The following is a 23,867-nucleotide window of genomic DNA, read 5'->3' as shown; positions in this document are numbered from 1 at the left end:
ACGGAGGGGTGAACTGCTTAAAAGCCTCAGGAAGCCAGCGGGGCCTCTTCCAGCAGGGTTTCGGGCATGGTTTCGCGCACGCGCCGGATGAAGATGTCGTTGATGCTCGGCACCAGCTCCCGGAACGCCTGAACCTCCACGTTGCCGATCAGGTAGCGCAGCAAATCGTTGGGCGAGGTGCCGGCGTGCAGGCGGATGACGTCGTAGAAGTGGCCGTTTTCGCGCTCCTTGTGTTCCAGCACCTCAAAGTCGGGGTGGGTCACCATCAGCCGGCCCCGGCCTTCCACTTCGTAGGTCTGGCTGCGGAAAGTATTTTTGATGTCGCGCACCGGGCCGTCGAGCACTTTGCGGGAGCGGTTGATGAGGGCAATACTGTCGCAGAGCTCCTCCACCGACTCCATGCGGTGGGTGGAGAAGATGATGGTGGCCCCGCGCTGGCGCAGCTCCAGAATCTCATCCTTGATGAGGTTGGCGTTGATGGGGTCGAAGCCCGAAAACGGCTCGTCGAGAATAATCAGGCTGGGTTCGTGCAGCACGGTGGCAATGAACTGCACCTTCTGCTGCATGCCTTTGCTGAGGTCTTCCACGTTCTTATCGACCCAGGTGCGCAGGTCCAGCCGGTCGATCCAGCGTTTGATGCGCTGGGTGGCATCGGCCTTGCTGAGGCCCTTGAGCCGGGCCAGGTAGAGCAGCTGCTCACCCACCTTCATCTTCTTGTACAGGCCGCGCTCCTCGGGCAGGTAGCCGATCTGGGCAATGTGGCGGGGGTTGAGCCGCTCGCCCCGGAAGCGGATTTCGCCCGAGTCGGCGCCCGTAATCTGGGTGATGATGCGGATCAGGGACGTTTTGCCGGCCCCGTTAGGGCCGAGCAGCCCGAAGATGCTGCCCTCGGGAATGTCGAGGCTCACCCCGTCGAGGGCGACGTGGGCAGCATAGGCCTTGCGTACATCAATGGCTTGCAGAATGTTGTTCACAGCTTGAGAAGAATGGAATGAGAGGTGGTGGGGGTTAAATGTATAAACCGGGTTAAATGTATAAAATTTGCTATGTATCGGCGGCAGGAAAATCCCCAATTGTCAGTTTTAGCCCTCCAGCTCGCGCAGCTGGCTTTCCAGCCGGTCGAGGTGGCGGCCGTACTGGCGCTGCAGATGCCAGCGGGTAATCCAGCCGGTGATGAGCCAGGAAATCAGCGCCGTCAGTCCCAGCCACAGGCCGCGTTGCCACAGCGTGCGGGCGTCGCCGTGGAACAGCTGCGGCAGGTGGATGTAAGTTGAGTACAGCAGAAAGCTGCCCATCAGCACCAGCGTGCCCATCGTGAAGTGGTAGTACAGGCGCAGCAGGCTCCGCAGGCTCTGCAGCTGCTGCTCCAAGTGGCCGCGCAGGGCCGTGGTGGTGGTGCCCAGCCGCTGCAGCACCCGCAGCTTATGATAGTAATAATAGCCCATCAGCACGGAAGCGGTCAGCAGCAGCAAGCCAAACGGACGCATCCAGGGGAGGTGCACAAACTGCAGCCCTACCATCGTCAGGGCCAGAATCAGCACAGTGGAAATAATTTCCTGCCGGGCATTGCGCAGCATCCGGGCGACGGGACTAGTCGAGGGCTGGGTCAGCAGGGCACGCAGGGCGGCTTCATCCGGGGCCGCGCTATCCGGGGCGGGCTGCTGCTGCCACTGCCGGCGCAAGTCATCGAGTTCCATCAGGCGGGTTGGGTTAAGAGTTGACGAAGCTGGTTCTGCACGCGGTGCATTTTCACGCGCACGTTGTTCTGGGTTATTCCAAGGATTTCGGCCATTTCCTCGTAGGTGCGCTCTTCCAGATAAAGCAGCACGAAGGCTTTTTCCACTTCCGAGAGCCGCTCAATTGCCTGGTAGAGCTGGGCTAAATCTTCCGGATCGGGCCCCGAGTCGGGCGGTAGAGCGACGTCGGGCACCCGCGGACCCAACCGTTCGGGCGCGGGGTGGCGGGTGCGCTGCCGCAGGTTGGAAATGGTTACATTCAACGCAATCCGATACAGCCAGGTGCTGATTTTGGCGGCCCCGGGCCGGTACTGCGGCCAGGCCCGCCAGAGTTGGAGCACGATTTCCTGGTACAGATCCTGCCGGTCGTCGGCATCGGCGCAGTACAGCCGGCACACGCGGTGCAGCAGGCCCTGGTTGGCATTCACGACGGCAACGAAAGAAGCAGACTGCGGGGCGTCGGACACGGGACGAGGAAGAGTTGAATGATCCTTTTTATCGCACTTCCCGCCGCGGCATTACGGACTTCGCGCTAAAAAATAATTCTGCAAAAAAAATACGCTGTACCGGTAATGATCCATCGACTTTGCCGATTAAGCAAGTAGTTCAGGACCCTGAATTCACTGCGTCATGAAAAAGCTTAATGTTCCCTGCGGCATTGTCTTTGACTTGCTGAGTCTGGTCAACCTGGTTTCCGGTGCATGGCTGACCGCCAGCATCAATGGCCTGCTGGCCGCTGGTTTTCTGCTCTCGGATATTGCCTACGCTCCTGCCGGCGCGGCAGCGGCGGACCTTCCGCCACCCATCTGGCGGCGCTATAGCTCAATAGCGCTGGCGGGGGCTGCCCTGCTGCTGTTCGGCTACCAGATAAGCCGCGACAGCAGTGCCAGGCGCTAGGGGCCCCAGGCTCCTGAAACAAACTTAGCCCGCTGAACCAATCCAGCCGCGGGCACGAAAAACCCGCACAATTGGGGACGGGCAGGAAGCTGGTCATAAATTTTTACGGCGCTATCTGCCAGGGCAAAGTGCGGGGTGTTGGCAGCCTCACCACCAGATATCCGAGAAGCAATTGAGGCTGATTTTACTCCTTGCGCACAGATTATATTGTCTTTTGCCAATAATTATTTGACCTTTATCATAGTTTATCGGTAAATTAGAGTTCCCCTTCAATTTACCGGTCTACCATGAAACAGTCCCTTCTCCTTACGTTCATTGCTGTTTTGTTCACGGCGGTCAGTGGCAGCTATGCCCAGGGCCCGCAGAAAGCTCGTCCGGTCACCTCCTTTTTTAGCCAAGCGTATCACCGCCCCGGCAGCCCGCCTGCCCGCGGCCCAAGCTTGGCCGCCCGCGGAGCCAGCACGCTGGTCACGCTGCCAGGCCGCGGCGTAACCCATTTCTGGGACCAGCAGACCAATCGGTGGGGGTATGCCAGCATTTTCACTTATACGTATGACGCGAAGGGCAAACCCACCCAAGTTATCCTGGCCGATTCGGCCACTAACGCACCACAACGCAAGCAAATACTAGCCTATAACGCGCAAGGCTTGCTGACCGAAGAATTATTCCAGAATTGGAACGGGTCAGCGTACGTTAACTTCGGTCGCGACCAGTATAGCTACGACGTCCGGAACCGCGAAATCCTGTTTCTCCATCAGGACTGGCAGAACAATGCCTGGGTGATGCGCTACGGCAACCGGTCCACCAATACGTACAACCCAGCTGGTGTACTAACCAGCGAAGTATACGAAAGCTGGGACAGCGCTACCAGCAGCTGGAAGCCGGACGGCCGCACAACCTACACGGTGAACGCCGGCAACCAGTGGAGTGCAGTGCTGGAACAGGACTGGGAAAATGGGGCTTACGTGAATGAGTATCGGGCTTACAACATCATCTGGTACAATTGGACGAAGTTGCTTCCCTCCTCCTTTGAAGAACAGGCATGGGACGGTAGCACCAACACCTGGACTGATGATCATCGCAGTACGCTGACTTATCAGCCCAACGGCAGCTACGTAATGGTAAGCCAGCTCCTGACTGCTCCGGCAACGTGGGTCAACGAGTACCGCTCCACGTATACGCTCGACAACTTCGGCAACTTGCTTCTGAGCCAGGGGGAGGAATGGCTCAGCAACAGCTGGGTGATTGAGTATGCATACCGGCAACTGCTTTCCTACACCGCGGCTAACGTGGTGCGCCGGGCCGTGGGACAGAGCTACGACAACTCGCTTAGCTCCTATGTAAACTTAACAGTCAGCACCTACGGTAACTTTATCACGCTGGGCACCCGCCGGGCCAGGGAGCTGGAAGCCGCCACAGCGCTGTATCCAAATCCGGCCCGGCAGTCCGCTATGCTCCGGGTGGCGGGCCTGCGCGAGCAGGAAGCCGTCCGCACCGAAATCCTGAACCCGCTGGGACAAGTGGTAAAAGTATTGTCGCTCCGGCCGCAGCAAGGCGTTATTGAGCAGGAATTGGACTTAGCAGCCCTACCCGCCGGCCTCTATACCATTCGCCTGTACACGGCCGAAGGCACCGTAGCCAAGCGCGTGATGAAGCAGTAGCTGACGCGGCAAGGTTGCGGCTGCCGGTCACCACAGCAACACCTTACCGCTTACGTTGCTGACCGGCTTCCGCAAAAAAGGCCCGTTCTCCCTTGGGGAGAACGGGCCTTTTTTGCGGAAGCCGGTCAGCGAAATCAAAAGAATCCGCGTCAATCAGCGGTTTACTGAAAGTACTCTTTCACTTTCTCGAAGAAGCCTTTCTCGTTTTTGCCGGGGTTGGGCGTGAAGTTCTGGGCGTTGCGCAGCTTCTCCAGCAGCTCCCGCTCCTCGTTGCTCACGTTCTTGGGCGTCCAGACGCTGAGGTGAATGAGCTGGTCGCCGCGGCCGTAGCCGTTCAGGTCCTTGATACCCTTGCCCCGCAGGCGCAGTATTTTACCCGGCTGGGTGCCTGGATCAACCTTGATCTTCACCTTGCCTTCGATGGTGGGCACTTCGATGTTGGCGCCCAGCGCCGCATCCACGAACGAAATGTACTGCTCGAACATGATGTTGTTGCCATCGCGCTTAAGCAGCTCGTGCGGCTCTTCCTCAATCTGGATGAGCAGGTCGCCGGGTACGCCGCCGCGCTCGGGGAAGTTGCCTTTGCCACTCATGCTGAGCTGCATACCCTCGGCTACGCCGGCCGGAATATTGATCGGAATAACTTCTTCGTGCAGCTGCCGGCCTTCCCCGTGGCACACGTCGCACTTGCTGCTCACGATTTTACCCTCGCCATTGCACGTCGGGCAGGTGGCGGCGCTGACCATCTGGCCGAGCATGGTGTTCACCACCCGCTTCACCTGGCCCTGGCCGTGGCAGGTGCCGCAGTCCTTCAGATCGGTGCCGTTTTTGGCCCCGGTGCCCGAGCAGGGCGAACAGGCCACGTAGCGTTTCACCTTGATTTTCTTCTCCACGCCGTTGGCTACCTCCTCCAGCTCCAGCTTCAGCTTGATGCGCAGATTAGAGCCTTTTTTTACGCGCCGGCCCTGGCCGCGACCCTGGCCACCGAAGAAACCATCGAAGCCGCCGCCGCCGAAGATGTCGCCGAACTGGGAGAAGATATCTTCCATATTCTGCGCCCCCCCGCCACCGCCGCTCTGGTGCCCGAACCGGTCGTAGCGGGCCCGCTTATCGTCATTGGACAGCATCTCGTAGGCCTCGGCGGCTTCCTTGAATTTGTCCTCGGTCGTCGGGTCGTCGGGGTTTTTATCAGGGTGATACTTGATGGCCACCTTGCGGTAGGCTTTCTTAATCTCTTCCCCCGACGCGGTTTTGGCGACGCCCAACACCTCGTAATAATCTCGCTTCGTTGCCATTGCTGTGTACTTCGTCTGTCATGCTTCAACTTCGCGGACGCAAGATGAAGCGTGACGTTCATTTTTACTGGCCCAGCACCACCTTAGCGTGCCGGATTACTTTGTCGCCGAGGTAGTAGCCTTTTTCCACTTCGTCGACCACCTTGCCTTTCAACTCCTCGGAAGGAGCCGGAATCTGCGTAATAGCCTCGTGCAAATCGGCGTCGAAAGCGCCGCCCTTGGTTTCCATGGGCGTCAGGCCTTTCTGCTGGAGGGTTTTCACCAGCTTGTTGTAGATGATGTCGACACTCTCGCGCACCATGCTCACGTCTTCCGATTCCTGCGTGTGCGTACGGGCCCGCTCAAAATCGTCGAGCACCGGCAGCAGCGTTACCATCAGCTCCTGGTTGGCGGTCCGGAACAGGTCGGCGCGCTCCTTGGTGGTGCGGCGCTTGTAGTTATCAAACTCAGCCGCGAGGCGCAGGTATTTGTCTTTGAGCTCCGCCAGCTCGGTATCCGTCTTAGTCGACTCGGTCTTGGGGGCCCCGCCGTCATTCTCTTCTGCTACGCCCAGATCGGGGGCATGCGAGTCTGCCGGCAATTCGCCGGCCGTATGGCCGGGGTCAACGGACAGATTGTCATCCTGGGGCAAGGTGGTATCGTCAGCCATTTTGGTAAATATTCGTCGGAATGGGTTTTTCACGGGAGTTGCCGTTGGGCTACCCGTCGGGCACAAGTAGTTTGCCAAAGCCAGCTCGGCTGTCATTTTGACACGGAACCGGTTGCATCTACAACGTCATTCCGAGCGTGCCGAGGAATCTCGCATGCTGACGTCTGAGTAGTAATCTAACGACCTCACGCGAGATTCCTCGGCACGCTCGGCATGACGTTCTGATTAGTTGTGCCTACTCCTTCTCATTCAGCGCCTGCCAGATCATATCTTTCAGCGGCATAATATTCTTGTTGGCCAGGCTGGAAATGAAGATGGTGGGCAGGTCCGTAGGCAGCGTTTCGCGAATTTCGGCTTCCAGCTCGTCGTCAATCAAATCAGCTTTGGTGATGGCCAGCAGGCGCTTCTTGTCCAGCAGCTCGGGGTTGAACTGCTGCAGCTCGCTCACCAGCACCTTGTACTCGGCGGCAATATCCGGGCTATCCACCGAAATCATGAACAGCAGCATGGAGTTGCGCTCGATGTGCTTCAGGAAGCGGATACCCAGCCCCCGCCCTTCCGCCGCCCCTTCGATAATGCCGGGAATGTCGGCCATCACGAACGACTTGTAGTCGCGGTAGTCCACTACCCCCAGATTGGGCACCAGCGTGGTGAAGGCATAGTCGGCAATCTTGGGCTTGGCGGCCGACACCACCGACAGCAGCGTGCTTTTGCCCGCGTTGGGGAAACCCACCAGGCCCACGTCGGCCAGCAGCTTCAGCTCCAGAATCACCAGCTCGTCGACGCCGGCCTCGCCGGGCTGGGCGTAGGTCGGAGCCTGGTTGGTGGCCGATTTGAAGTGGTCGTTGCCCAGACCGCCGCGGCCGCCGGGCGTGAGGATAACGCGCTGGCCATGCTCGGTAATTTCAACTTTCTTGGCGCCGGTTTCGGCATCCCGGGCAATGGTCCCCAGCGGCACCTGAATGGTAATGTCCTTACCCTGGGCCCCGGTGCAGAGCGTCTCGCCGCCGTTCACCCCGTTGTCAGCAAACTGGTGCTTCTTATACTGCAGGTGCAGCAGCGTCCAGAGCTGGGAGTTGCCTTCCAGGATGATGTGGCCGCCCCGGCCGCCATCGCCGCCGTCGGGGCCGCCGTTGGGCAGGCCTTTGGCGCGGAAAAAGTGCGCCGAGCCCGCCCCCCCATTGCCGGAGCGGCAGTTGATTTTGACGTAGTCGATGAAATTATTAGAAGCCACGGGAAAGGAATTAAGAATTAAGCAGTAAGAAGTAAGAATTGGGGTATTCCTGATTCCGCCGTCTTAATGAGTTGTCTAAAAACAGCTGTCATCCTGGGCAAAGCGAAGGACCTTACTGCGGCAGAACGACTTGGGGGTCGTTCCAGCGTGATAAGGTCCTTCGCTGGGCTCAGGATGACAGAGAGGTTCTGCCACTACCCAAGCGGGTAGCAGCCGCAAAGTTACGCTTTTACTTCGTCGGTTGCGGCGGCGGGGCTGCCGGCCACGGAAGCAACCGGCTGGTGCCGGTCGATAATACCGCAGATCTGGCCGAAAATCTCATCGATAGCGCCGATGCCATTCAACGAATGAAACTTCTGCTGCCCGGCATAATAGCCGGCGACCTGGGCGGTTTCAGTGTTGTAGACCGTTACGCGCTTGCGAATCTTCTCTTCGTTCTGGTCGTCGGGGCGGCCGCTGGTTTTGCCCCGCTCCATGAGGCGCTTCACCAGCTCTTCCTCATCTACTTCCAGCGCAATCATGCAGCTTACGCCGGTATCGTAGCGCTGGGTGAGCGTATCGAGGCTTTGGGCCTGGGGCACTGTGCGGGGGAAGCCGTCGAAGATGAAGCCGGCCGCTTCGGTGTTGCTGGCCAGCTGACTTTCAATCATGCCGATAACCACTTCGTCGGGGACCAGCAGACCTTCGTCCATGAGTTTTTTAGCCTGCAGACCCAGCTCGGTACCCTGAGTGATCTGGGAGCGGAGCAGGTCGCCGGTGGAAAGGTGAACCAGATTGTAACGGGCAATGAGTTTCTGGCTTTGCGTTCCTTTGCCGGCGCCGGGCGGGCCGAAGAGCACTATATTGAGCATAAAGCGAGGCGTTTCGCGGAGAAGAAGAGTACGGGTGAAGTCGGGAAAGATAACAAATCGGCAACAAACCACCCCTTACGGCACGCAGCTTATTTTGGCTGCCGGGAGTGGTCAGACCGCTTTGTATACATCCGGGTAGTTGCGGCCCAGGCCATCATAATCAAGGCCATAGCCCACAATGAAGTCGTTGGGAATCGTCAGTCCCACGTAGCGGATATCGAGCTCGTGCTGGAGGCATTCAGGCTTCAGAAACAACGTAGCCACCGCCAATGAGGCCGGTTTCTGCGCCCCCAGCAGCTCGAGCAGCGCCCGCATCGTGTGCCCCGTATCGACGATATCCTCGACAATGATCAGGTCGCGGCCCGCAACGTCTTCCTGCAGGCCCAGAATTTCCCTTACCCGGCCAGTGCTGCTGATACCCTCGTAGGAAGCAACCCGGATGAAGGCAATTTCACAGGGAATGAGCATCTCCTTCAGCAAATCGGAGGCAAACATGAACGAGCCGTTGAGCACCGCCACGAACAGGGGCTGTTTGCCGGCGTAATCCTGGTTGAGACGACCGGCGAGCTCCTGGACCGCGGCCATGACTTGCTGCGCCGGCAGATACGGAGTGAACTGCTTGTCGTGGAGAGTAATAGTGGATTGGAGCATCCAGATGGGGTTGGGCCGCTTAGCGAATGGGGCCCAAATGTAGCGCAAAAAAACTACCCCTCCGGCAGGGAGAGGCAGCTCTTCAACGGGTGTGAGCGGTCTGGATCAGCCCTTAGCGCCTAGCCACCGTCGCCGTCGGCATCGTTTTAACCACCGCCGGACGTGGGGTTATGGTTTGGGCAGGCGCTTCCACCGACAGCTTCTGGCGGAAGGTTTCCACCTGGGCCATACCCCGATCCGGAACGGCAATGTGGGGCGCGATAACCAGCGAGACAATGGACATGAGCTTGATAAGAATGTTCATCGACGGACCGGAGGTATCCTTGAACGGGTCCCCCACGGTGTCGCCCGTCACGGAGGCTTTGTGGGCCTCGGAGCCTTTGTACTGCATTACGCCGTCGATCATCACGCCTTTCTCGAACGACTTTTTGGCATTGTCCCAGGCGCCACCGGCATTGCTCTGAAAAATGGCCATCAGCACCCCCGACACGGTTACGCCCGCCAGCAGACCACCCAGCACTTCCGGGCCCATCGTGAAGCCCACGATAACCGGCACTACCAGGGCAATGGCCCCCGGCAGCATCATTTCGCGAATGGCCGCCTGGGTGGAAATAGCGACGCACTTCTCGTACTCCGGCCGACCCGTCCCTTCCATGATGCCGGGGATTTCGCGGAACTGCCGCCGTACCTCCTGCACCATCGCCATAGCCGCGCGGCCGACGGCCGAAATGGCCAGGCCGGAGAAAATAAACGGAATCATCCCGCCCACGAACAAACCGGCCAGCACGTCGGCATGACTGATATCGATGACGCTGATGTTAGCCGTGCCCATGAAGGCGGCAAACAACGCCAGCGACGTAAGGGCCGCCGAAGCAATGGCGAAGCCTTTGCCGGTGGCGGCGGTGGTGTTGCCTACGGCGTCCAGAATATCGGTCCGCTCGCGCACTTCCTTGGGTAATTCGCTCATTTCGGCAATGCCCCCGGCATTATCGGCAATGGGGCCGAAGGCATCAATGGCCAGCTGCATGGCAGTAGTCGCCATCATACCGGCGGCGGCAATCGCCACGCCGTAGAGGCCTGCAAAACGAAACGACAATACAATACCAGCCGCCAGGACCAGAATCGGCAGCACCGTAGATTCCATGCCCACCGCCAGCCCACCGATGACGGTAGTGGCGTGGCCGGTGCTGCTTTGCTTCACGATGCTCAGCACCGGACGCTTACCCATGGCCGTGTAATACTCGGTGATGATGCTCATCAGCGTACCCACTACCAGCCCCACCACAACGGCGTAGAACACGTCCATGGAGGTGAAGGGAATAGCCCCGGCCCGGCCAATAACCAGGTCGCCGGCGGGCAGCATCCAGCGGATAATGAAAAACGCGGCCACTGCGGAAATGGCCACCGATACGTAGTTGCCAAAGTTGAGGGCCGCCTGTACGTCGCCGCCTTCCTTCACGCGCACCATCAGAATGCCGATCAGGGAAGCCACGATGCCGACGCCGGCAATAACCATCGGCAGCAGAATCGGCGACAGACCATTGAACTGGTCGCCGGCGGCTACCACTTCGCGGCCCAGCACCATAGTGGCCAGGATAGTGGCCACGTAGGACCCGAACAGATCCGCACCCATACCGGCTACGTCGCCCACGTTGTCGCCCACGTTGTCGGCGATGGTGGCGGGGTTACGCGGGTCATCTTCGGGAATACCGGCTTCGACTTTCCCCACGAGGTCAGCGCCCACGTCGGCCGCCTTGGTGTAGATACCGCCGCCCACGCGGGCAAACAGGGCAATGCTTTCGGCTCCCAGCGAAAAACCGGTGAGTACCTCCAGCGCGGTTTCCATCTCCACGCCGTTGGCGCTGCCACCCTTACTGACCACGAATATCTGGTAGAACACGATGAAGAGCGAGCCCAGTCCCAGCACGGCCAGGCCGGCTACGCCCATGCCCATCACCGAGCCGCCTGAAAACGATACGTTCAGCGCTTTGGCCAGGCTGGTGCGCGCCGCCTGCGCGGTACGAACGTTGGCTTTGGTGGCAATCTTCATCCCGATAAAGCCGGCCAGGGCCGAGAAAACGGCCCCAATCAGGAACGCCACCACGATGATGGGGCTGGATTTTTCGCCCGTACTGCCCAGGTAAAACAGGAAGGCGCTGGCAATGAGCGCAAACAGAACCATAACTTTGTATTCGGCCTTCAGAAACGCAATGGCCCCGTCGGCAATGTAGCCGGCAATGGTTTTCATGCGGTCGTCCCCGGCATCCTGGCGGGACACCCAGCCGGAGCGCACCCAGGTGTAAATAAGAGCCAGGACACCCAGCCCAGGCGCTACGTAAAGAATATTCATCATAGAAGCGGTGGAAAGTGAGGGGTTTGGGGTGAGAAGAAAGAGCGTTCAGGTCGGTAAAATAGAGCTTCTTCGCTAATCCTCAACTTCTCCAATCAAAACGCCCGTTTTTCTCATGCTCCCCTCCCACCGCTATTGTAACTACAGCAATAAGCCGGGCCCGGCGCAGTACTTCGACGGCTACGATTTACCCTTTGCTGTTCCGCAGGGCCTTACTGAAACCCTGTTTGAGGAGCGGGAAGCTAGAAGTCAGCATACGAGCAGGTTGCCGATTTAAGGCGCGGCGGCCTGGTCACCCGTTTCGTTCCTGCATCTTTTACCACCTGCTCCCTAAACTTCTGGATTCCAGCCCCTGACTTCTTACCGCCGGCACCCCACCTCACCCGGCGTAATATCAGTTCCTCTTACCGGGCACTGGATCGGTTACCAGGATTTATAATTCCACCATCAGCACCTGATACAGGGCCAGCATACCGGCAATGTCACGCTTGTCCACCAGCTCGTCGGGCGAATGCACGTGATCTTCAGGAGCGCCAATAAAACACCAGTCCCAGGGCTGGGCCCCGTGCTGCAGCTCCTTGGCATCGGAGCCGCCGCTGCCTTCCACTTCCAGCTGATGGGGAATATTCGCGGCGCGGGCTATGCGGCAAATCCGCTCAACATAGGAGCGCCGCGGAATAAGCGAGTCGCGCAGGGAAATAGCGACCCCGGCTCCGGCCTCTACTCCTTCCGTGACCCAGGTGATGTCTGAGATCAGGGCCTGGTGTACGCCATACTCCTCATAGATATACTTCGCCAGATAAGCCACCGAGCCGCCGCCATGCTCTTCCCAGCAGCTGAAAGCGATAATGCCGTTTTCCAGCGTTTCGGCCAACTGCAGCGCATTCCATACGCCCAGCCGGTTGTCCAGGTAACAAGACTGCACCGTGGTGTCCGTTTCCCGGAAATCACAGCGGAAGGTGAGTTCGGTTCCCCGATCAATAGGCCGGGTGAACTCGTAACTCAGTTCACCGGTTTCCTCGTCAACGATCAGGGTACAATCGATTTCGCCCTGCGAATCCTGTCCGACAAGGTGGTACCCGGTTTGGGCCCGGGGGCCGCCGATACGAATCAGCTCCCGGCCGTAGCGTACGGTGAAACCAATACTATCGATGTGAGCAAAAACGGCCGTGCGCGGCTTGCCAAAAACCAGAATAATACAATCCTGAAACTGCCCGCCCGCGCGCACCTGTGGTTGGACCCGCCAGGTACCTTGATTTTGCCGTACATAGTCCAGCAGGAATTTTGTCATTGGTGCCTCATTGCCGGCCGGGGCCGCCAACTGGCATAAGGTGTGCAGAAGCCTCATATCGCCTTGGTTGTTCCGCCAAATCTAGGATAAAAGACATACTTTAGCCTTCCCGTTGGGTAGCCTTTGCGCAGCTACAGCTGCCACTCTCGCTGCAATCAGACGTTCCTATGATTCAAAAACTCTGTTTTGTCCTGTTGTTCGCCTTTATACCCTTTACGGGATGGGCACAACAGCCCGATACGGCCCGCAAAGACGCTCCCGTCCGCAACATCGATTTAGCGAACGTGGACATTGCCCCCAACGCGGTGGATACCAAAGGCTGGCTGCTGCTGGATAAGGACATCCAGACCGAGCTGGACGGCGCAGTACAGAATTTGTACAACTTCAAGTATGACAAGGCCGAGCGGCAGTTTCGCTCCCTGCGCCGGCGCTACCCTACCCACCCCATGCCCTACTTTCTGTTGGGGCTGAGCACCTGGTGGAAGATTGCGCCTACCAACGTGCAGTCGAAGATGTATGACAAGATTTTCTTCGCCTACATGGATACGGCCATCACCAATGGCGAGCGGCTCTACGAAGCGGACAACAAGAACTACGAAGCCTGCTTTTTCCTCTCCGCCGCCTATGGCTTCGATGCCCGCCTGCACGCGGAACGCCGCGACTGGCGCAAAGCCACGGTCAGCAGCAAACGGGCCCTCGACTACCTGGATAAGAGCAAGGAAGCCAACGGGCTGAGTCCGGAGTTTCTGTTCGGTCAGGCGCTGTTCAATTATTACCAGGTCTGGATTGCCGACAATTACCCGCTGCTACGGCCGGTGATGCTGTTCTTCCCCAAGGGCAACAAGCAGCTGGGCCTGCAGCAGCTCAAGAACGTGGCCGACAACGGGTTTTATACCGGTATGGAAGCCAAGTTCTTCCTGATGCGGATTTTGAACAACGAGGAGAACAACCCTACGGCCGCCATGCCCGTGGCCCGGTACATGGCTACCACGTATCCGGATAACGGCTATTTTCAGCGCTTCTACGCCTTGCTATGCTTCAACGAGGGCTTGTTTCCGGAATGTGAGCGGACCAGCCGGGATATTCTGGAAAAGCTGAACCGCGGCATGCCGGGCTATGAGGCTATCAGTGGCCGCTATGCTACCTACTTTCTGGGCTGGCTGATGCAATACAAATACAAGGACGCGACGAAAGCAAAAGACTATTACCTCCGTAGTATCGTTTTCGCTGAGAGTACTGATGAAACAGAGGGCGGCTTTTACGTTTATGCTCACTTCAACCTGGCCCGCATTGCCGATAAGGAGAAGGACTTAAAGAATGCGGTACGTTACTACGCTGTAGTACAGGATAAAGCAGATAAGAAGTCGGAGTATTACCGGGAAGCTAAGGCGTATCTGAAGAAAAACAAGAAGTAGCAGGGTCAGCCGGCTTCCGCTGCTGGTTTTTCTCAGCCTGACATCTTAGCTCACCGCCCTGCTGAAGTTATTATTCACGAATGTTAATACTTTTTCCCTGTATCCACTTTGCTATAATTATCATTCCTAACTGCCCGTGCGGCCCGCTCCTTTCATACCATGGACTTTCAGGATCTTTTTCTAACGCCGATTTACCTGGGTCTGTTTTACGGAATTGCCTTTGCAATCCGGGGTAGATTCACGAACGCGCTTACCCGGCGATATTTTATTCCGGCGCTGTCGGTCAAGTTTTTGGGGGCCATTGCTTTGGGCATAGTTTACCAGTTTTATTACGGCGGCGGCGACACCTACAACTACTACGCCCACACCAAAATCGTGTACCAGGCTTTCAGCGACTCGCCCATGCTGGGACTGAAGTTGGTGATGGCCAACGGCGAATTTGACGCGGCCACCATTAAGTATACCTCCCAGATGTACTGGTACAAAGCCTCCACCGAATACTTTGTGGTGCGCGTGGCCTCGCTATGTGGGTTTCTGTGCTTTAATACCTATTCTGTTATTGCCCTAATGTTTGCCCTGCTGAGCTTTAGCGGGATGTGGGCCATGTTCATCACCTTCGTGCGCATCGCGCCGATAGCTTACAAAAAGTTGGCCTTCTCGGTGTTTTTTCTGCCGTCGGTCTTTTTCTGGGGGTCGGGCCTGATGAAGGACTCGCTGTGCATCGGGGCGCTGGGCTGGGTATTTTACGCCTTCTACCACCTCACCATCGAGAAGAGAAATCTGACCATAGCCGCCGCCATGGGCGCACTCGGCGTGTATGTGCTGGTTTCGACCAAGGTATATATCCTACTCTCGTTTATGCCGCCGGCCCTGCTCTGGACGTTCAACGAAAACAATCAGCGGATTCGCTCGGCGGCGCTGCGCGCGCTGCTCAAGCCGGTATTTCTGGTGCTGGGCCTGGCCGCCGGCTACCTGGGCGCTACCAACCTGACGGCCGGCGACGAGAAGTACGACGTGGAAAAAATCGGGGAGCGCACCAAGGTCAATCAGCAGTACCTCACTTCGGGCACCGAAAACGGCTCGTCTTACAACATCGGCAGCTTCGATGGCAGCCTCTCGGCGCTGGCCACGGTGGCACCGCAGGCCGTGGTGGTGTCGCTGTTCCGGCCATTTCCGTGGGAAGCCCGCAGCGCCATCATGATTTTATCGGCCTTGGAATCAATGCTGATGCTCTACCTGACGGTGTCGCTATTCTACAAAACGGGCGTGCTGAAAACCTTTCGGCTCATCATTAGCAAGCCCATACTCACGTTCTGCTTCATCTTCGTCATCATCTTCGCCATCGGCGTAGGCACCAACAGCGGCAACTTCGGCACGCTGGTGCGCTACAAGATTCCGCTGATGCCATTCTACCTGGCGGCGCTCTACATCATGCAGTTTCAGGCAAACAGCGCCAAGAAGTTAGGCCGGTTTGCCTCCACCGAGAAACGCGCCTCGATGGTGGCCCGCGCCGCCTGACCAAAGCGGGTGCGCAGGTCGTGGTCTTGCAGCAGCTTTGCCAGGCCGTCGTACCACTGCTGGTAGGTGGCGCAGATGTAGCCATTCACACCCTCAGTTACTACTTCGCTGTTCATGCCCACCGGCGACACCATTGCCGGCACCCCCAAAGCCATGTATTGCAGGGCTTTAAAGGCGCACTTGCCTTTAGCCCACGGGTCGTCTTCCAGCGGCATCAGACCGATATTGAATGTAAGCAGATCGGCAATTTCAGTGTCTTTGCGCCAAGGCCGAAACGAGAGCGACTCTAGTGGCAGCACCGGCTCCTGGTTGGAAATCACCCGAAACTCGAAGGCGTAGCGCTGCTCCAGCGCGGCAATAACGGGCACCACCTGCTCCAGGTATTTCATGGTCGAGTGCGTGCCCGTCCAGCCAATCACCGGCTTATCGGTACGCTGATCTTTCACCTGGTTGTGCAGATTCACCGTGTCGATGGTCGTGGGGTTGACCACCGCGTTGGGGTTGAACTGCCGGGCATAATCGCACAGATAGGTGTTACCGCAGCTGATTTTATAGGCCCAGCGGCTGATGCTGCCCACTTTGTGATGCCACTTCACGCCCGCCACGATGCTGTTAGCCGCCGACGTATTGGGAATCCAGATGGCGTCGTCAAAATCGTAGATGATGCGCTTGCCGAATACTTTGGCAATAATCCACTCGAAAACAGGCGGCCCGATGGGCGACGCTTCGCGGTGAATAAAGACGAAATCGGCCTTGGGCACCTCCGACAGCAGCAGAAATCGCCGCAAAAAGCCTCCCAGAATGCCCAGGGCCTTGCTTACGGTGTGGCCGGGCTTGTAGAGAATGGCCCAGGTAGTCTCCGAAATAAACGACTCAAGCTGGTAGGTGTGGCCAGCTTCGGCGAGAAAGTGCAGGTATTGCTCGAAACGGAAGCGTTGAGAAGGTGCCTTGCCCGCAGGATACGGAACCAGAAACAGAATGTGCATAGCAGGAAGAGGTGGGAAAACCATTCCACCCAAAGATGATCGGCCACAAAAGTACGGTAACAATAAGCAAGATGGTTATCGGACCGGTGCTACAGCCAGAGATGAAACTGGTATTGACGCTTCACTTCCACAAATCCACGCTGCTCGTAAAAGGCGCAGGCCACCGTATTAGCAGCCTGGGTAGTGACCGTCAACACTGGAATCTGCCGTTTGATGAGTTGCCGATAACACGCTGCCAACAGTTGATTGCCAATACCTTGTCCGCGCGCTGACAACTGCACCGCCAGTAAACCAATAGCAGCATTCGGGAGCGTATAGGCCAACGTTACCAGGCCTGCTGGTGCGGCGGCAGAAATCCCTACGTGCCCGTAAGCTTGCTGACCGTTGGCCCCCGCTATTGCGTTGGCAATCCATTGAGCATACAATGCTTCGAATACACCAGCGGCGAAGTTAGGATCGCGGCGAAAACGGGAGAATTCTCCACTTAGCTGCGCCAGCTGTACTACCGCTGGCGTCAGGTGTATAAGGGGCACAACGCCGGCGGAAAGAGTATCATCCGGCACCTGTACGGGCACGGAGTATTGATAAATCACTTTCTCATCGGCCAGAAAAGCGCCCTGCTGCTGCGCACTGGCTACCGACACCACATCCCGGGGATCAACAGCCCAGTACAGCAGCCGCCAATGGCGACGGCGCGCAGTCTGCAGCAGGGTGTGCAGCCCGGCTGCCGAAAGGCCGTGCGCGGTGAGTTGGCCTGTACCGAAGCCCAGAAATTTGGTATCCCAGGGTAGCAGATGCAGTAGTGGGTCTTCTCGCGTTGTGGTGCTCATTGATAAACTCCATAGTCCTTGCTGCTGGCAGACTCCCGGCAGTGCCTTCGCACTCACTATCTTTGAAGACCTGACCGGCTGCAGCGTTGCTCACCTAAGCCCTCAGACTTCACTCCGGTGCATATTTTCTTTATTCAATGTCCGCTGCTGTCCCTGCGCCTTTATTTTCAGTTGTCAGTCCGGTGTATCAGGCCGCGCTGCTGCTTAACGAACTTGTGACGCGAATTGAGCGAGAACTTACGACCCTTTCCCCGGACTACGAAATCATCCTGGTAGATGATGGCAGTCAGGACGAAAGCTGGGCGGGAATTCAGCACCAGGCCGCCCGAAACCCACGCATCAAAGGGTTACGCCTGAGTCGCAATTTTGGCCAGCACCATGCGCTCACCGCCGGCCTCGATCTGGCGCAGGGCCAATGGGTAGTGGTTATGGACTGTGACCTGCAGGATCAGCCGGAGGAAATAGGCCGCCTGTACCGTAAGGCACTGGAAGGGTACGACGTGGTGCTGGCCAGCCGACAACAGCGCCAGGACACCTGGTTGAAAACCACGCTTTCAAAAGCATTCTATCGGCTGCTCTCCTACCTGACCGATACCCGGCAAGACCCGCAGGTAGCCAATTTCGGCATCTATCATCAGCGGGTTATTACCAGGGTTGGGCAGTTGCGCGAAAGTATTCGCTATTTCCCGACCATGGTAGGTTGGGTGGGGTTTCGGCAGACTACGCTGCCGGTACAGCACGCTGCTGCTGGCCGACCTGGCACCTACAGCTTGCGCCGACGCCTGCGTCTGGCGACGGATGTGTTGCTGGCTCATTCTGATAAGCCGTTGCGTCTGACTGCCTGTCTGGGCCTGCTGCTATCGGCCGGGGCCTTTATGCTGGGCCTCCTGAGTTTAGTTCGCTTCTGGCTCGGCCAGATCACGGTGCCGGGTTATGCCAGTCTGATTATTTCCATCAGCTTTTTTTCGGGGTTGATTATTCTGGTCCTGGGCATCGTGGGGCTGTACGTCGGTAAAACATTCGAACAAGTTCGCAACCGCCCTCTTTACATCGTCAGGGATACTACCTGCGAACCGCTTGCTTATGAGAATCCCGTTTAATAAGCCGGCCCTCGCCGGCCGGGAGCTGGAATACATTCAGCAGGCGGTAAGCAATGGCCACCTTTCCGGCAACGGAGCTTTTACCCGGCAATGCCAGACATTTTTTGAGCACCGCTACGGAATTCAAAAAGCGCTGCTGACTACCAGTGGTACCGCCGCACTGGAAATGGCCGCTCTGCTGCTCGACCTGCAGCCCGGCGACGAGGTCATTATACCGTCGTTTACGTTCACCTCCACGGCCAATGCCTTTGTACTGCGGGGAGCCCGCATCGTTTTTGCCGATAGCTCAGCCAGTCATCCCAATATGGCTGTCGGACAAGTGGCAGCCCTGATTACCCGCCGTACCCGGGCTATTGTACCAGTGCATTATGCCGGGGTTGCCTGCGATATGGCTCCTATCATGGCCCTGGCAGAGCACCACGGTTTAGTGGTCATCGAAGATGCCGCACAGGCCATTGAAAGCTTTTATCTTGACCGCCCCCTGGGTAGCATCGGTCATCTGGCGGCTTTTTCATTCCATGAAACCAAGAACATCAGCGCGGGCGAAGGCGGCTTGCTGGCCATCAACGACCCCCGGTTTGCTGCCCGCGCCGAAATTCTGTGGGAGAAAGGAACCAACCGCGCGGCTTTTTTCCGGGGTGAAACGGCCCGGTATCAATGGGTGGACGTGGGTTCTTCCTTCTTACCGCCGGAGCTGACGGCGGCGTATCTGCTGGCCCAGTTAGAGCAGCTTGCTGTCATTCAGCAGCAGCGGCTCCGGCAATGGAACCGATACTACGCGGCGTTGCTGCCCCTGGCCCAAGCGGGCTGCTTTGCGGTTCCCACACTCCCGGACTATGCCCGGCACAACGGCCATATCTTTTACCTGATCTGTGCGGACAGAACTCAACGGCAGGCATTGATTCAGCAGCTGGCAGCGGCCGGCATTCTAGCCGTCTTTCACTATCAGACCCTTCATAATAGTACGTTCTACCGCGCGAAACACGATGGACGAGACCTGCCTCACGCAACTCGTTATGATCAATGCCTGGTTCGGTTGCCGTTATATTACGAGCTTACGGAAGCGGACCAGCAGACTGTAATCGATGTTGTGCGGACCTTTTTCGCCTAGTACCTGTTCTTGAAAAGCAATGCTTTCTCATTCTGCGCACCAGGATAAAAAAACATGGCGGTGGTCTAATTCAACTAACCTTACGCACCCGCCTCAAGCGGCTCGCGCGCAAAACCATCTATTTTTCCCAAAAACAGTTCTTTCGTGATGGCCCCATTACCCTCTTTATCTTTCGTTCCTTTTTCTAACCCTCTACATGCTCAACACACGACCCGGGCGCCGTGCGTGCCGTTTTATCAGCAGCTCGAGCACGAGGAGGTGCGTCTTATCAGCCAGTTGATTAGGGAAAAATACGCATGAAGTTAGCCATCATGCAGCCCTATCTGTTTCCGTATCTGGGTTATTACCAGCTGCTTAATGCTGTCGACCGGTTCGTGGTCTACGACGACGTGCAGTTTATGCTGCAAGGCTGGGTTAACCGCAACCATTTGCTGGTAAATGGGCGTTCCTACCTCTTTACGCTGCCGCTGGAAAAAGTCAGCAGCCACCGCACAGTCAGGGCAACCCAGGTGAAAAACCGGCTTTTCCCGGGCTGGTACGCCAAGTTTATGCGCACGCTACGCCAAAGCTACAGCCGGGCCCCGCAGGTGGAGCGGGTGCTGGAGCTGGTAGCGCAGACTTTCGTCGGCGCCCGGGAAAGGTCAGCGGCGGAAGTTGCCACGGAAAGCCTGCGGCAGGTTCACCACTATCTGCAGCTCCCTGGTGAGCTGGTGCCCACAGCTACTACTTACCAGAATGCCCACCTGAGCGGACCTGCCCGGGTGCTGGACATTTGCCGGCAGGAGGGAGCCACGCACTACGTAAATGCCATCAACGGCACCCGCCTTTACCAGCGGGCCGATTTTGCGGTGGCCGGCATTGAATTGCAGTTCCTGCAGTCGGCCCCGCTACCCTATCCGCAGCGGCAGCCGGGGTTTGTGCCCAATCTTTCTATTTTGGACGCGCTGATGTTCAACGAGCCGGCCGCCGTACGGGAGCTGCTCACTCAGTATACCCTGGTCTGAGCGCCACGCGGCCGGCCGGCTGCGGCGGGGTGCCAGTTGTTTTTTCTGCTACTATGATTGGATACTATTCACCGGAAGAATTAGCCGAGCTGGGCTTCGCAGCAGTGGGGGAGAACGTGCGCATCTCGAAAACAGCCACCATCTACAACACCGGCAACATCCATATTGGCAGCCACGTGCGCATCGACAACTTCTGCGTCATTGCCGTATCGGGCGGGGCGGCGCTGCGCATTGGCAGCTACTGCCACATTTCGGCTTTCAACTTCCTCAACGGCCTGGGTGACATCACGCTCGACGACTTTTTTACCAGCGCCCCCTACGTGCGTATTTTCTCTTCCTCCGACGACTACAGCGGGGAGCATATGACCAACGCCATGGTGCCGCGCGAGGCGCTGGGCACGGAGTCGGCGCCAGTGCGGGCTTATCGGCACGTGCTGATTGGCACCGGCTCCACCATTCTGCCGGGAGTGGAGCTGGCCGAGGGTACGGCGGTGGCGGCCCACTCCCTCGTTACCAGGAGCACGGCACCCTTTACGCTGGTGGGCGGCGTACCGGCACGCAAGCTTAAGGACCGTAGTCGGAACTTGCTGGAGCTGGAAAAAAAATACATCCATGGCCGCACCCAAGGTTAGTGTCTGCATGATTACCTATAACCACGAGGCTTTCATTGCTCAGGCTATTGAAAGCGTGCTGATGCAGAAGACGGACTTCGCGGTGGAGCTGGTAATTGGCGAAGACTACTCCACGGACCACACCCGGGCGGTTATTGAGGACTACCAGCAGCAGCATCCCGGCAAAATCCGCCTGGTTACGGGGCCTCACAATGTGGGAGCCCAACCGAACTTTATTCGCACCTACGAAGCCTGCCGGGGGCAGTACGTGGCCATGCTCGAAGGCGACGACTACTGGACCGACCCGCGCAAGTTGCGGCGGCAGGTAGCCCTGCTCGACCACCGCCCGGAAGTAGTGATGTGCTTCGGCGACTGCGCCATGACCGATGAGCAGGGCCGCGTCATAAAAGACAGCATCGTGCCCGAGAACTTCCGCCGCGAGCTAACCCAGCGCGACATCGTGCGCGACTACTGCCCGCCGACGCTCAGTACGCTGTACCGCAACCACGTGCTGCCGCCGTTCCCGGCGGCTTTTACCACCGTCAGCAACGGCGACTATTTCCTCTACAGCCTGCTCACTGAATACGGCACGGCTGCCTACCAGCCCGGCGTTGTGGCGCACTACCGGCAGCACGGCGGCGGCATCTGGTCGAGCCTCGACCAGGAAAAGCGCTACCGGCAAAACCTGCGCACCAAGCTGACGATGCTGGAGTACTTCCGGGGCCGCTACCACGCTGAAATCATGGCCTCGGTAAACTGGTACTACATTCAGCTGTGCACCCTGTTGTGGCAGCAGCAGCGGTGGGGAGAATTCCGCCGGCTTTTCGCCGAGTTTACCCGCTTATCGGTGCGCACGCTCAACAAGGAACTGCCGGCTTTCACGCTCCGGTTGCTTACCGGCCGGCTGCCGCTGCTACCTTTGTCAGCGCCGTAGCTGATTTTCCCGCATTCGTGGGCTGCCACGCCGCCTTGCCGTACCTGAGAAACCCTGTCTTCATGTCTACTTCGCCTTCAGCTGCCGCGGGCGTTACCGTGCTCATTTGCACCTACAACGGGGCCGCGCGCCTGCCCGAAATGCTCCGCCACGTAGCTGCCCAGCAGGTGCCCGCGCACGTTCCCTGGGAGGTGCTCATCATCAGCAATGCCTCCAAGGACGACACGCTGGCAGTAGCCGAAAAGCTGGGGTGCGCACTGGCCCTACCCGTCCCGTTTCGGGTGCTCGACGAGCCCCACCCGGGCAAGGAACACGCCCTGGTCCAGGGCTTCGCCGCCGCGGCCTACGAGTTTGTGGCCGTCGTGGACGATGACAATTGGCTGGCTCCCGACTACGTGCGGCGCGCCTACGAGGTGCTGTCAGCCCACCCCGAAATCGGGGTGCTGGGCGCCCATGCCGAGGGGGCCTTTGAAGTGCCGCCGCCGGCCTGGTTTCCGGAGTTTCAGGCCGTGTATGCCGTGGGACCGCAGAACGGGGGCAAAAGCGGGCCGCTGCCGGCCAGGGAAGGCTACCTCTACGGGGCCTGCTCGGTAGTGCGGCAGTCGGGGTGGCGCAAGCTGCTGACCCACGGCTTTACTTTCACCACCTCGGCCAAGCGTGGTAAGGTGCTCTCGGGTGCCGAAGACGTGGAGCTGGGCGACGCGCTGCGGCTGGCTGGCTATGTGCTCTGGTACGATGAGCACCTGCGCTTCCGCCACTTTATGTTCAAGGAGCGCCTGACGTGGCAGTATCTATTGCGCATGGCCCGCGGCACGGCCTCCTCGCAGCTGACCAGCGTAGTGTACTACTTCATCTTCCGCCACCCGGAGCTGAGCGAGTCCCGTTTCCGGCAACTCTACGCCAAGCGGCTGCTGTGGCTGGCCTCGCAGATTGCCCGGCAGCCCGGCAACCTGGTAAATGCCCTGCTGCGCCCCAACCTGGAAGAGCTGACCAGCAACTTCGAGACGATGCGCCTACTGTATAACTTTAAAGTATCGATAGCTCAACGCGAAGATGCCGTGGCCGTATTCCGGCAGGTGCGGGCCTTGCAGCAGCGCCTGGCCGAAGCCGGATCCACAGCCTGATTTACAGCTGCTTCTGCCAGCCCGCTTTTTGTCGGCGCCCAGCAGCTAATCCGGGCTGGGGTAACTACTTTATCCGGAAACCCGGTATTTTTGCAGGTTCAACGCCCGGCGTGCCCCTGGTATACCGGCTACTGCTGCCTTTCCTTCGCTTATGCCTGACTCCCAAGCGCCGCTGGTTTCCGTAATTCTGCCCGTTTACAATGCCGGGGAGTACCTGCGTCCGGCCATCGACAGCATCCTGAGCCAGACCCTGCCGGACTTTGAGCTCATCATCGTAGACGACTGCTCGCCCGACGGCAGCCTGGCCGTGGCCCGCAGCTACGAAACCGATCCGCGCGTGCGGGTGCTGGCCAATTCCCAGAACCGCGGCCGCTCCTCCAGCGATAACTATGGTGCTGAACTGGCCCGTGGCCGCTATATCGCCAAAATGGATGCTGATGACATTGCCCGGCCGGACCGCCTCCGGCGCCAGGTTGATTTTCTGGAGCAAAATCCGTCAGTAGGACTCACCAGCAGCTACATGCAATGCTTTGGTGAATCGGATATCATATATATACCCATCACGAAGCAGGTTGCGAATCGATAATATGAAATTTTAGGGTTAGCAGGGACATGAGTT

24 protein-coding genes are annotated in these 23,867 nt (G+C 58.2%); 12 read left to right on the top strand and 12 right to left on the bottom strand.

The window, feature by feature from the left end; genetic code table 11:
* Positions 1 to 26 precede the first annotated feature (26 nt).
* From ABD833_RS17795 to ABD833_RS17785, 3 genes are all read right to left on the bottom strand, one after another.
* Complete coding sequence (locus tag ABD833_RS17795; RefSeq protein ID WP_345074840.1) at positions 27 to 974, bottom strand: ABC transporter ATP-binding protein; 948 nt, start codon at positions 972 to 974, stop codon at positions 27 to 29.
* Positions 975 to 1,082: 108 nt separating this feature from the next.
* Entirely contained in the window at positions 1,083 to 1,697 is a 615-nt protein-coding gene (locus tag ABD833_RS17790) for a hypothetical protein (protein WP_345074839.1), read from the bottom strand.
* Complete coding sequence (locus tag ABD833_RS17785; protein WP_345074837.1) at positions 1,697 to 2,203, bottom strand: RNA polymerase sigma factor; 507 nt, start codon at positions 2,201 to 2,203, stop codon at positions 1,697 to 1,699. The genes ABD833_RS17790 and ABD833_RS17785 overlap by 1 nt, the downstream gene beginning before the upstream one ends.
* Positions 2,204 to 2,366: 163 nt before the next feature.
* Here ABD833_RS17785 and ABD833_RS17780 point away from each other — a divergent pair, with 163 nt between their 5' ends.
* Positions 2,367 to 2,633, top strand: a complete 267-nt coding sequence (locus ABD833_RS17780; RefSeq protein ID WP_345074836.1) for a hypothetical protein — start codon at positions 2,367 to 2,369, stop codon at positions 2,631 to 2,633.
* 287 nt (positions 2,634 to 2,920) lie between these two features.
* Positions 2,921 to 4,294 (top strand): T9SS type A sorting domain-containing protein, encoded by a 1,374-nt coding sequence (locus ABD833_RS17775; protein ID WP_345074834.1) that lies wholly within the window; start codon positions 2,921 to 2,923, stop codon positions 4,292 to 4,294.
* Between the two features lie 161 nt (positions 4,295 to 4,455).
* On the opposite strand, the gene dnaJ is transcribed toward ABD833_RS17775, so the two are convergent.
* The 6 genes from dnaJ to ABD833_RS17745 form a co-directional block, all read right to left on the bottom strand.
* Complete coding sequence (dnaJ, locus tag ABD833_RS17770) at positions 4,456 to 5,589, bottom strand: molecular chaperone DnaJ (protein ID WP_345074833.1); 1,134 nt, start codon at positions 5,587 to 5,589, stop codon at positions 4,456 to 4,458.
* A 64-nt stretch (positions 5,590 to 5,653) separates the two neighbouring features.
* Positions 5,654 to 6,238, bottom strand: a complete 585-nt coding sequence (locus ABD833_RS17765; protein ID WP_345074831.1) for a nucleotide exchange factor GrpE — start codon at positions 6,236 to 6,238, stop codon at positions 5,654 to 5,656.
* 235 nt (positions 6,239 to 6,473) lie between these two features.
* Positions 6,474 to 7,472, bottom strand: a complete 999-nt coding sequence (gene obgE / locus ABD833_RS17760) for a GTPase ObgE (RefSeq protein WP_345074829.1) — start codon at positions 7,470 to 7,472, stop codon at positions 6,474 to 6,476.
* A 221-nt stretch (positions 7,473 to 7,693) separates the two neighbouring features.
* Positions 7,694 to 8,323: an adenylate kinase gene (locus ABD833_RS17755; RefSeq protein ID WP_345074827.1), complete on the bottom strand. Its 630-nt coding sequence runs from the start codon at positions 8,321 to 8,323 to the stop codon at positions 7,694 to 7,696.
* Between the two features lie 111 nt (positions 8,324 to 8,434).
* On the bottom strand, positions 8,435 to 8,974 hold the full coding sequence (hpt, locus tag ABD833_RS17750) for a hypoxanthine phosphoribosyltransferase (protein ID WP_345074825.1): 540 nt from the start codon (positions 8,972 to 8,974) through the stop codon (positions 8,435 to 8,437).
* 112 nt (positions 8,975 to 9,086) lie between these two features.
* Positions 9,087 to 11,327 (bottom strand): sodium-translocating pyrophosphatase, encoded by a 2,241-nt coding sequence (locus tag ABD833_RS17745; RefSeq protein WP_345074824.1) that lies wholly within the window; start codon positions 11,325 to 11,327, stop codon positions 9,087 to 9,089.
* Between the two features lie 112 nt (positions 11,328 to 11,439).
* Here ABD833_RS17745 and ABD833_RS17740 point away from each other — a divergent pair, with 112 nt between their 5' ends.
* Positions 11,440 to 11,601, top strand: a complete 162-nt coding sequence (locus ABD833_RS17740; RefSeq protein ID WP_345074823.1) for a hypothetical protein — start codon at positions 11,440 to 11,442, stop codon at positions 11,599 to 11,601.
* Positions 11,602 to 11,757: 156 nt separating this feature from the next.
* Here ABD833_RS17740 and ABD833_RS17735 read toward each other — a convergent pair whose 3' ends face one another.
* Entirely contained in the window at positions 11,758 to 12,672 is a 915-nt protein-coding gene (locus ABD833_RS17735) for a M20/M25/M40 family metallo-hydrolase (RefSeq protein WP_345074821.1), read from the bottom strand.
* 110 nt (positions 12,673 to 12,782) lie between these two features.
* Here ABD833_RS17735 and ABD833_RS17730 point away from each other — a divergent pair, with 110 nt between their 5' ends.
* Positions 12,783 to 14,030, top strand: a complete 1,248-nt coding sequence (locus ABD833_RS17730) for a tetratricopeptide repeat protein (protein ID WP_345074820.1) — start codon at positions 12,783 to 12,785, stop codon at positions 14,028 to 14,030.
* Between the two features lie 306 nt (positions 14,031 to 14,336).
* Positions 14,337 to 15,548 (top strand): hypothetical protein, encoded by a 1,212-nt coding sequence (locus ABD833_RS17725; protein WP_345074819.1) that lies wholly within the window; start codon positions 14,337 to 14,339, stop codon positions 15,546 to 15,548.
* Here the strand turns inward: ABD833_RS17725 and ABD833_RS17720 are convergent.
* Positions 15,470 to 16,534: a glycosyltransferase family 4 protein gene (locus ABD833_RS17720; protein WP_345074818.1), complete on the bottom strand. Its 1,065-nt coding sequence runs from the start codon at positions 16,532 to 16,534 to the stop codon at positions 15,470 to 15,472. The genes ABD833_RS17725 and ABD833_RS17720 overlap by 79 nt on opposite strands.
* An 89-nt stretch (positions 16,535 to 16,623) precedes the next feature.
* The gene (locus tag ABD833_RS17715; RefSeq protein WP_345074817.1) at positions 16,624 to 17,364 is read right to left on the bottom strand and encodes a GNAT family N-acetyltransferase; all 741 of its coding nucleotides are present in this window, start codon (positions 17,362 to 17,364) and stop codon (positions 16,624 to 16,626) included.
* A gap of 137 nt (positions 17,365 to 17,501) precedes the next feature.
* Here ABD833_RS17715 and ABD833_RS17710 point away from each other — a divergent pair, with 137 nt between their 5' ends.
* The 7 genes from ABD833_RS17710 (at position 17,502) to ABD833_RS17680 (ending at position 23,834) form a co-directional block, all read left to right on the top strand.
* Positions 17,502 to 18,464 (top strand): glycosyltransferase family 2 protein, encoded by a 963-nt coding sequence (locus ABD833_RS17710; RefSeq protein ID WP_345074816.1) that lies wholly within the window; start codon positions 17,502 to 17,504, stop codon positions 18,462 to 18,464.
* The gene (gene rffA / locus ABD833_RS17705) at positions 18,448 to 19,575 is read left to right on the top strand and encodes a dTDP-4-amino-4,6-dideoxygalactose transaminase (RefSeq protein WP_345074814.1); all 1,128 of its coding nucleotides are present in this window, start codon (positions 18,448 to 18,450) and stop codon (positions 19,573 to 19,575) included. Before ABD833_RS17710 ends, rffA begins: the two co-directional genes overlap by 17 nt.
* A gap of 296 nt (positions 19,576 to 19,871) precedes the next feature.
* Entirely contained in the window at positions 19,872 to 20,579 is a 708-nt protein-coding gene (locus ABD833_RS17700; RefSeq protein ID WP_345074812.1) for a WbqC family protein, read from the top strand.
* Positions 20,580 to 20,632: 53 nt separating this feature from the next.
* Complete coding sequence (locus ABD833_RS17695) at positions 20,633 to 21,211, top strand: acyltransferase (RefSeq protein WP_345074810.1); 579 nt, start codon at positions 20,633 to 20,635, stop codon at positions 21,209 to 21,211.
* Positions 21,212 to 21,218: 7 nt separating this feature from the next.
* A complete protein-coding gene (locus ABD833_RS17690; RefSeq protein ID WP_345074809.1) occupies positions 21,219 to 22,124 on the top strand; it encodes a glycosyltransferase in 906 nt (301 codons plus the stop codon).
* A gap of 62 nt (positions 22,125 to 22,186) precedes the next feature.
* Entirely contained in the window at positions 22,187 to 23,248 is a 1,062-nt protein-coding gene (locus tag ABD833_RS17685; RefSeq protein ID WP_345074808.1) for a glycosyltransferase, read from the top strand.
* A 151-nt stretch (positions 23,249 to 23,399) separates the two neighbouring features.
* Positions 23,400 to 23,834, top strand: a complete 435-nt coding sequence (locus ABD833_RS17680) for a glycosyltransferase family 2 protein (protein ID WP_345074807.1) — start codon at positions 23,400 to 23,402, stop codon at positions 23,832 to 23,834.
* The last annotated feature ends 33 nt before the right edge of the window (positions 23,835 to 23,867 follow it).

Source organism: Hymenobacter fastidiosus (assembly GCF_039539565.1).
Lineage (GTDB): Bacteria > Bacteroidota > Bacteroidia > Cytophagales > Hymenobacteraceae > Hymenobacter > Hymenobacter fastidiosus.
This window is presented reverse-complemented; position numbering and strand designations above follow the sequence as displayed.

What these genes read in the sequence shown, in the direction of transcription:
- ABD833_RS17790 (WP_345074839.1), bottom strand. Translation starts at nt 1,697, where the DNA reads ATGGAACTCGATGACTTGCGCCGGCAGTGGCAGCAGCAGCCCGCCCCG.
- ABD833_RS17780 (WP_345074836.1), top strand. Translation starts at nt 2,367, where the DNA reads ATGAAAAAGCTTAATGTTCCCTGCGGCATTGTCTTTGACTTGCTGAGT.
- ABD833_RS17775 (WP_345074834.1), top strand. Translation starts at nt 2,921, where the DNA reads ATGAAACAGTCCCTTCTCCTTACGTTCATTGCTGTTTTGTTCACGGCG.
- dnaJ (WP_345074833.1), bottom strand. Translation starts at nt 5,589, where the DNA reads ATGGCAACGAAGCGAGATTATTACGAGGTGTTGGGCGTCGCCAAAACC.
- ABD833_RS17765 (WP_345074831.1), bottom strand. Translation starts at nt 6,238, where the DNA reads ATGGCTGACGATACCACCTTGCCCCAGGATGACAATCTGTCCGTTGAC.
- ABD833_RS17755 (WP_345074827.1), bottom strand. Translation starts at nt 8,323, where the DNA reads ATGCTCAATATAGTGCTCTTCGGCCCGCCCGGCGCCGGCAAAGGAACG.
- hpt (WP_345074825.1), bottom strand. Translation starts at nt 8,974, where the DNA reads ATGCTCCAATCCACTATTACTCTCCACGACAAGCAGTTCACTCCGTAT.
- ABD833_RS17745 (WP_345074824.1), bottom strand. Translation starts at nt 11,327, where the DNA reads ATGATGAATATTCTTTACGTAGCGCCTGGGCTGGGTGTCCTGGCTCTT.
- ABD833_RS17740 (WP_345074823.1), top strand. Translation starts at nt 11,440, where the DNA reads ATGCTCCCCTCCCACCGCTATTGTAACTACAGCAATAAGCCGGGCCCG.
- ABD833_RS17735 (WP_345074821.1), bottom strand. Translation starts at nt 12,672, where the DNA reads ATGAGGCTTCTGCACACCTTATGCCAGTTGGCGGCCCCGGCCGGCAAT.
- ABD833_RS17730 (WP_345074820.1), top strand. Translation starts at nt 12,783, where the DNA reads ATGATTCAAAAACTCTGTTTTGTCCTGTTGTTCGCCTTTATACCCTTT.
- ABD833_RS17720 (WP_345074818.1), bottom strand. Translation starts at nt 16,534, where the DNA reads ATGCACATTCTGTTTCTGGTTCCGTATCCTGCGGGCAAGGCACCTTCT.
- ABD833_RS17715 (WP_345074817.1), bottom strand. Translation starts at nt 17,364, where the DNA reads ATGAGCACCACAACGCGAGAAGACCCACTACTGCATCTGCTACCCTGG.
- ABD833_RS17710 (WP_345074816.1), top strand. Translation starts at nt 17,502, where the DNA reads ATGTCCGCTGCTGTCCCTGCGCCTTTATTTTCAGTTGTCAGTCCGGTG.
- rffA (WP_345074814.1), top strand. Translation starts at nt 18,448, where the DNA reads ATGAGAATCCCGTTTAATAAGCCGGCCCTCGCCGGCCGGGAGCTGGAA.
- ABD833_RS17700 (WP_345074812.1), top strand. Translation starts at nt 19,872, where the DNA reads ATGAAGTTAGCCATCATGCAGCCCTATCTGTTTCCGTATCTGGGTTAT.
- ABD833_RS17695 (WP_345074810.1), top strand. Translation starts at nt 20,633, where the DNA reads ATGATTGGATACTATTCACCGGAAGAATTAGCCGAGCTGGGCTTCGCA.
- ABD833_RS17690 (WP_345074809.1), top strand. Translation starts at nt 21,219, where the DNA reads ATGATTACCTATAACCACGAGGCTTTCATTGCTCAGGCTATTGAAAGC.
- ABD833_RS17685 (WP_345074808.1), top strand. Translation starts at nt 22,187, where the DNA reads ATGTCTACTTCGCCTTCAGCTGCCGCGGGCGTTACCGTGCTCATTTGC.
- ABD833_RS17680 (WP_345074807.1), top strand. Translation starts at nt 23,400, where the DNA reads ATGCCTGACTCCCAAGCGCCGCTGGTTTCCGTAATTCTGCCCGTTTAC.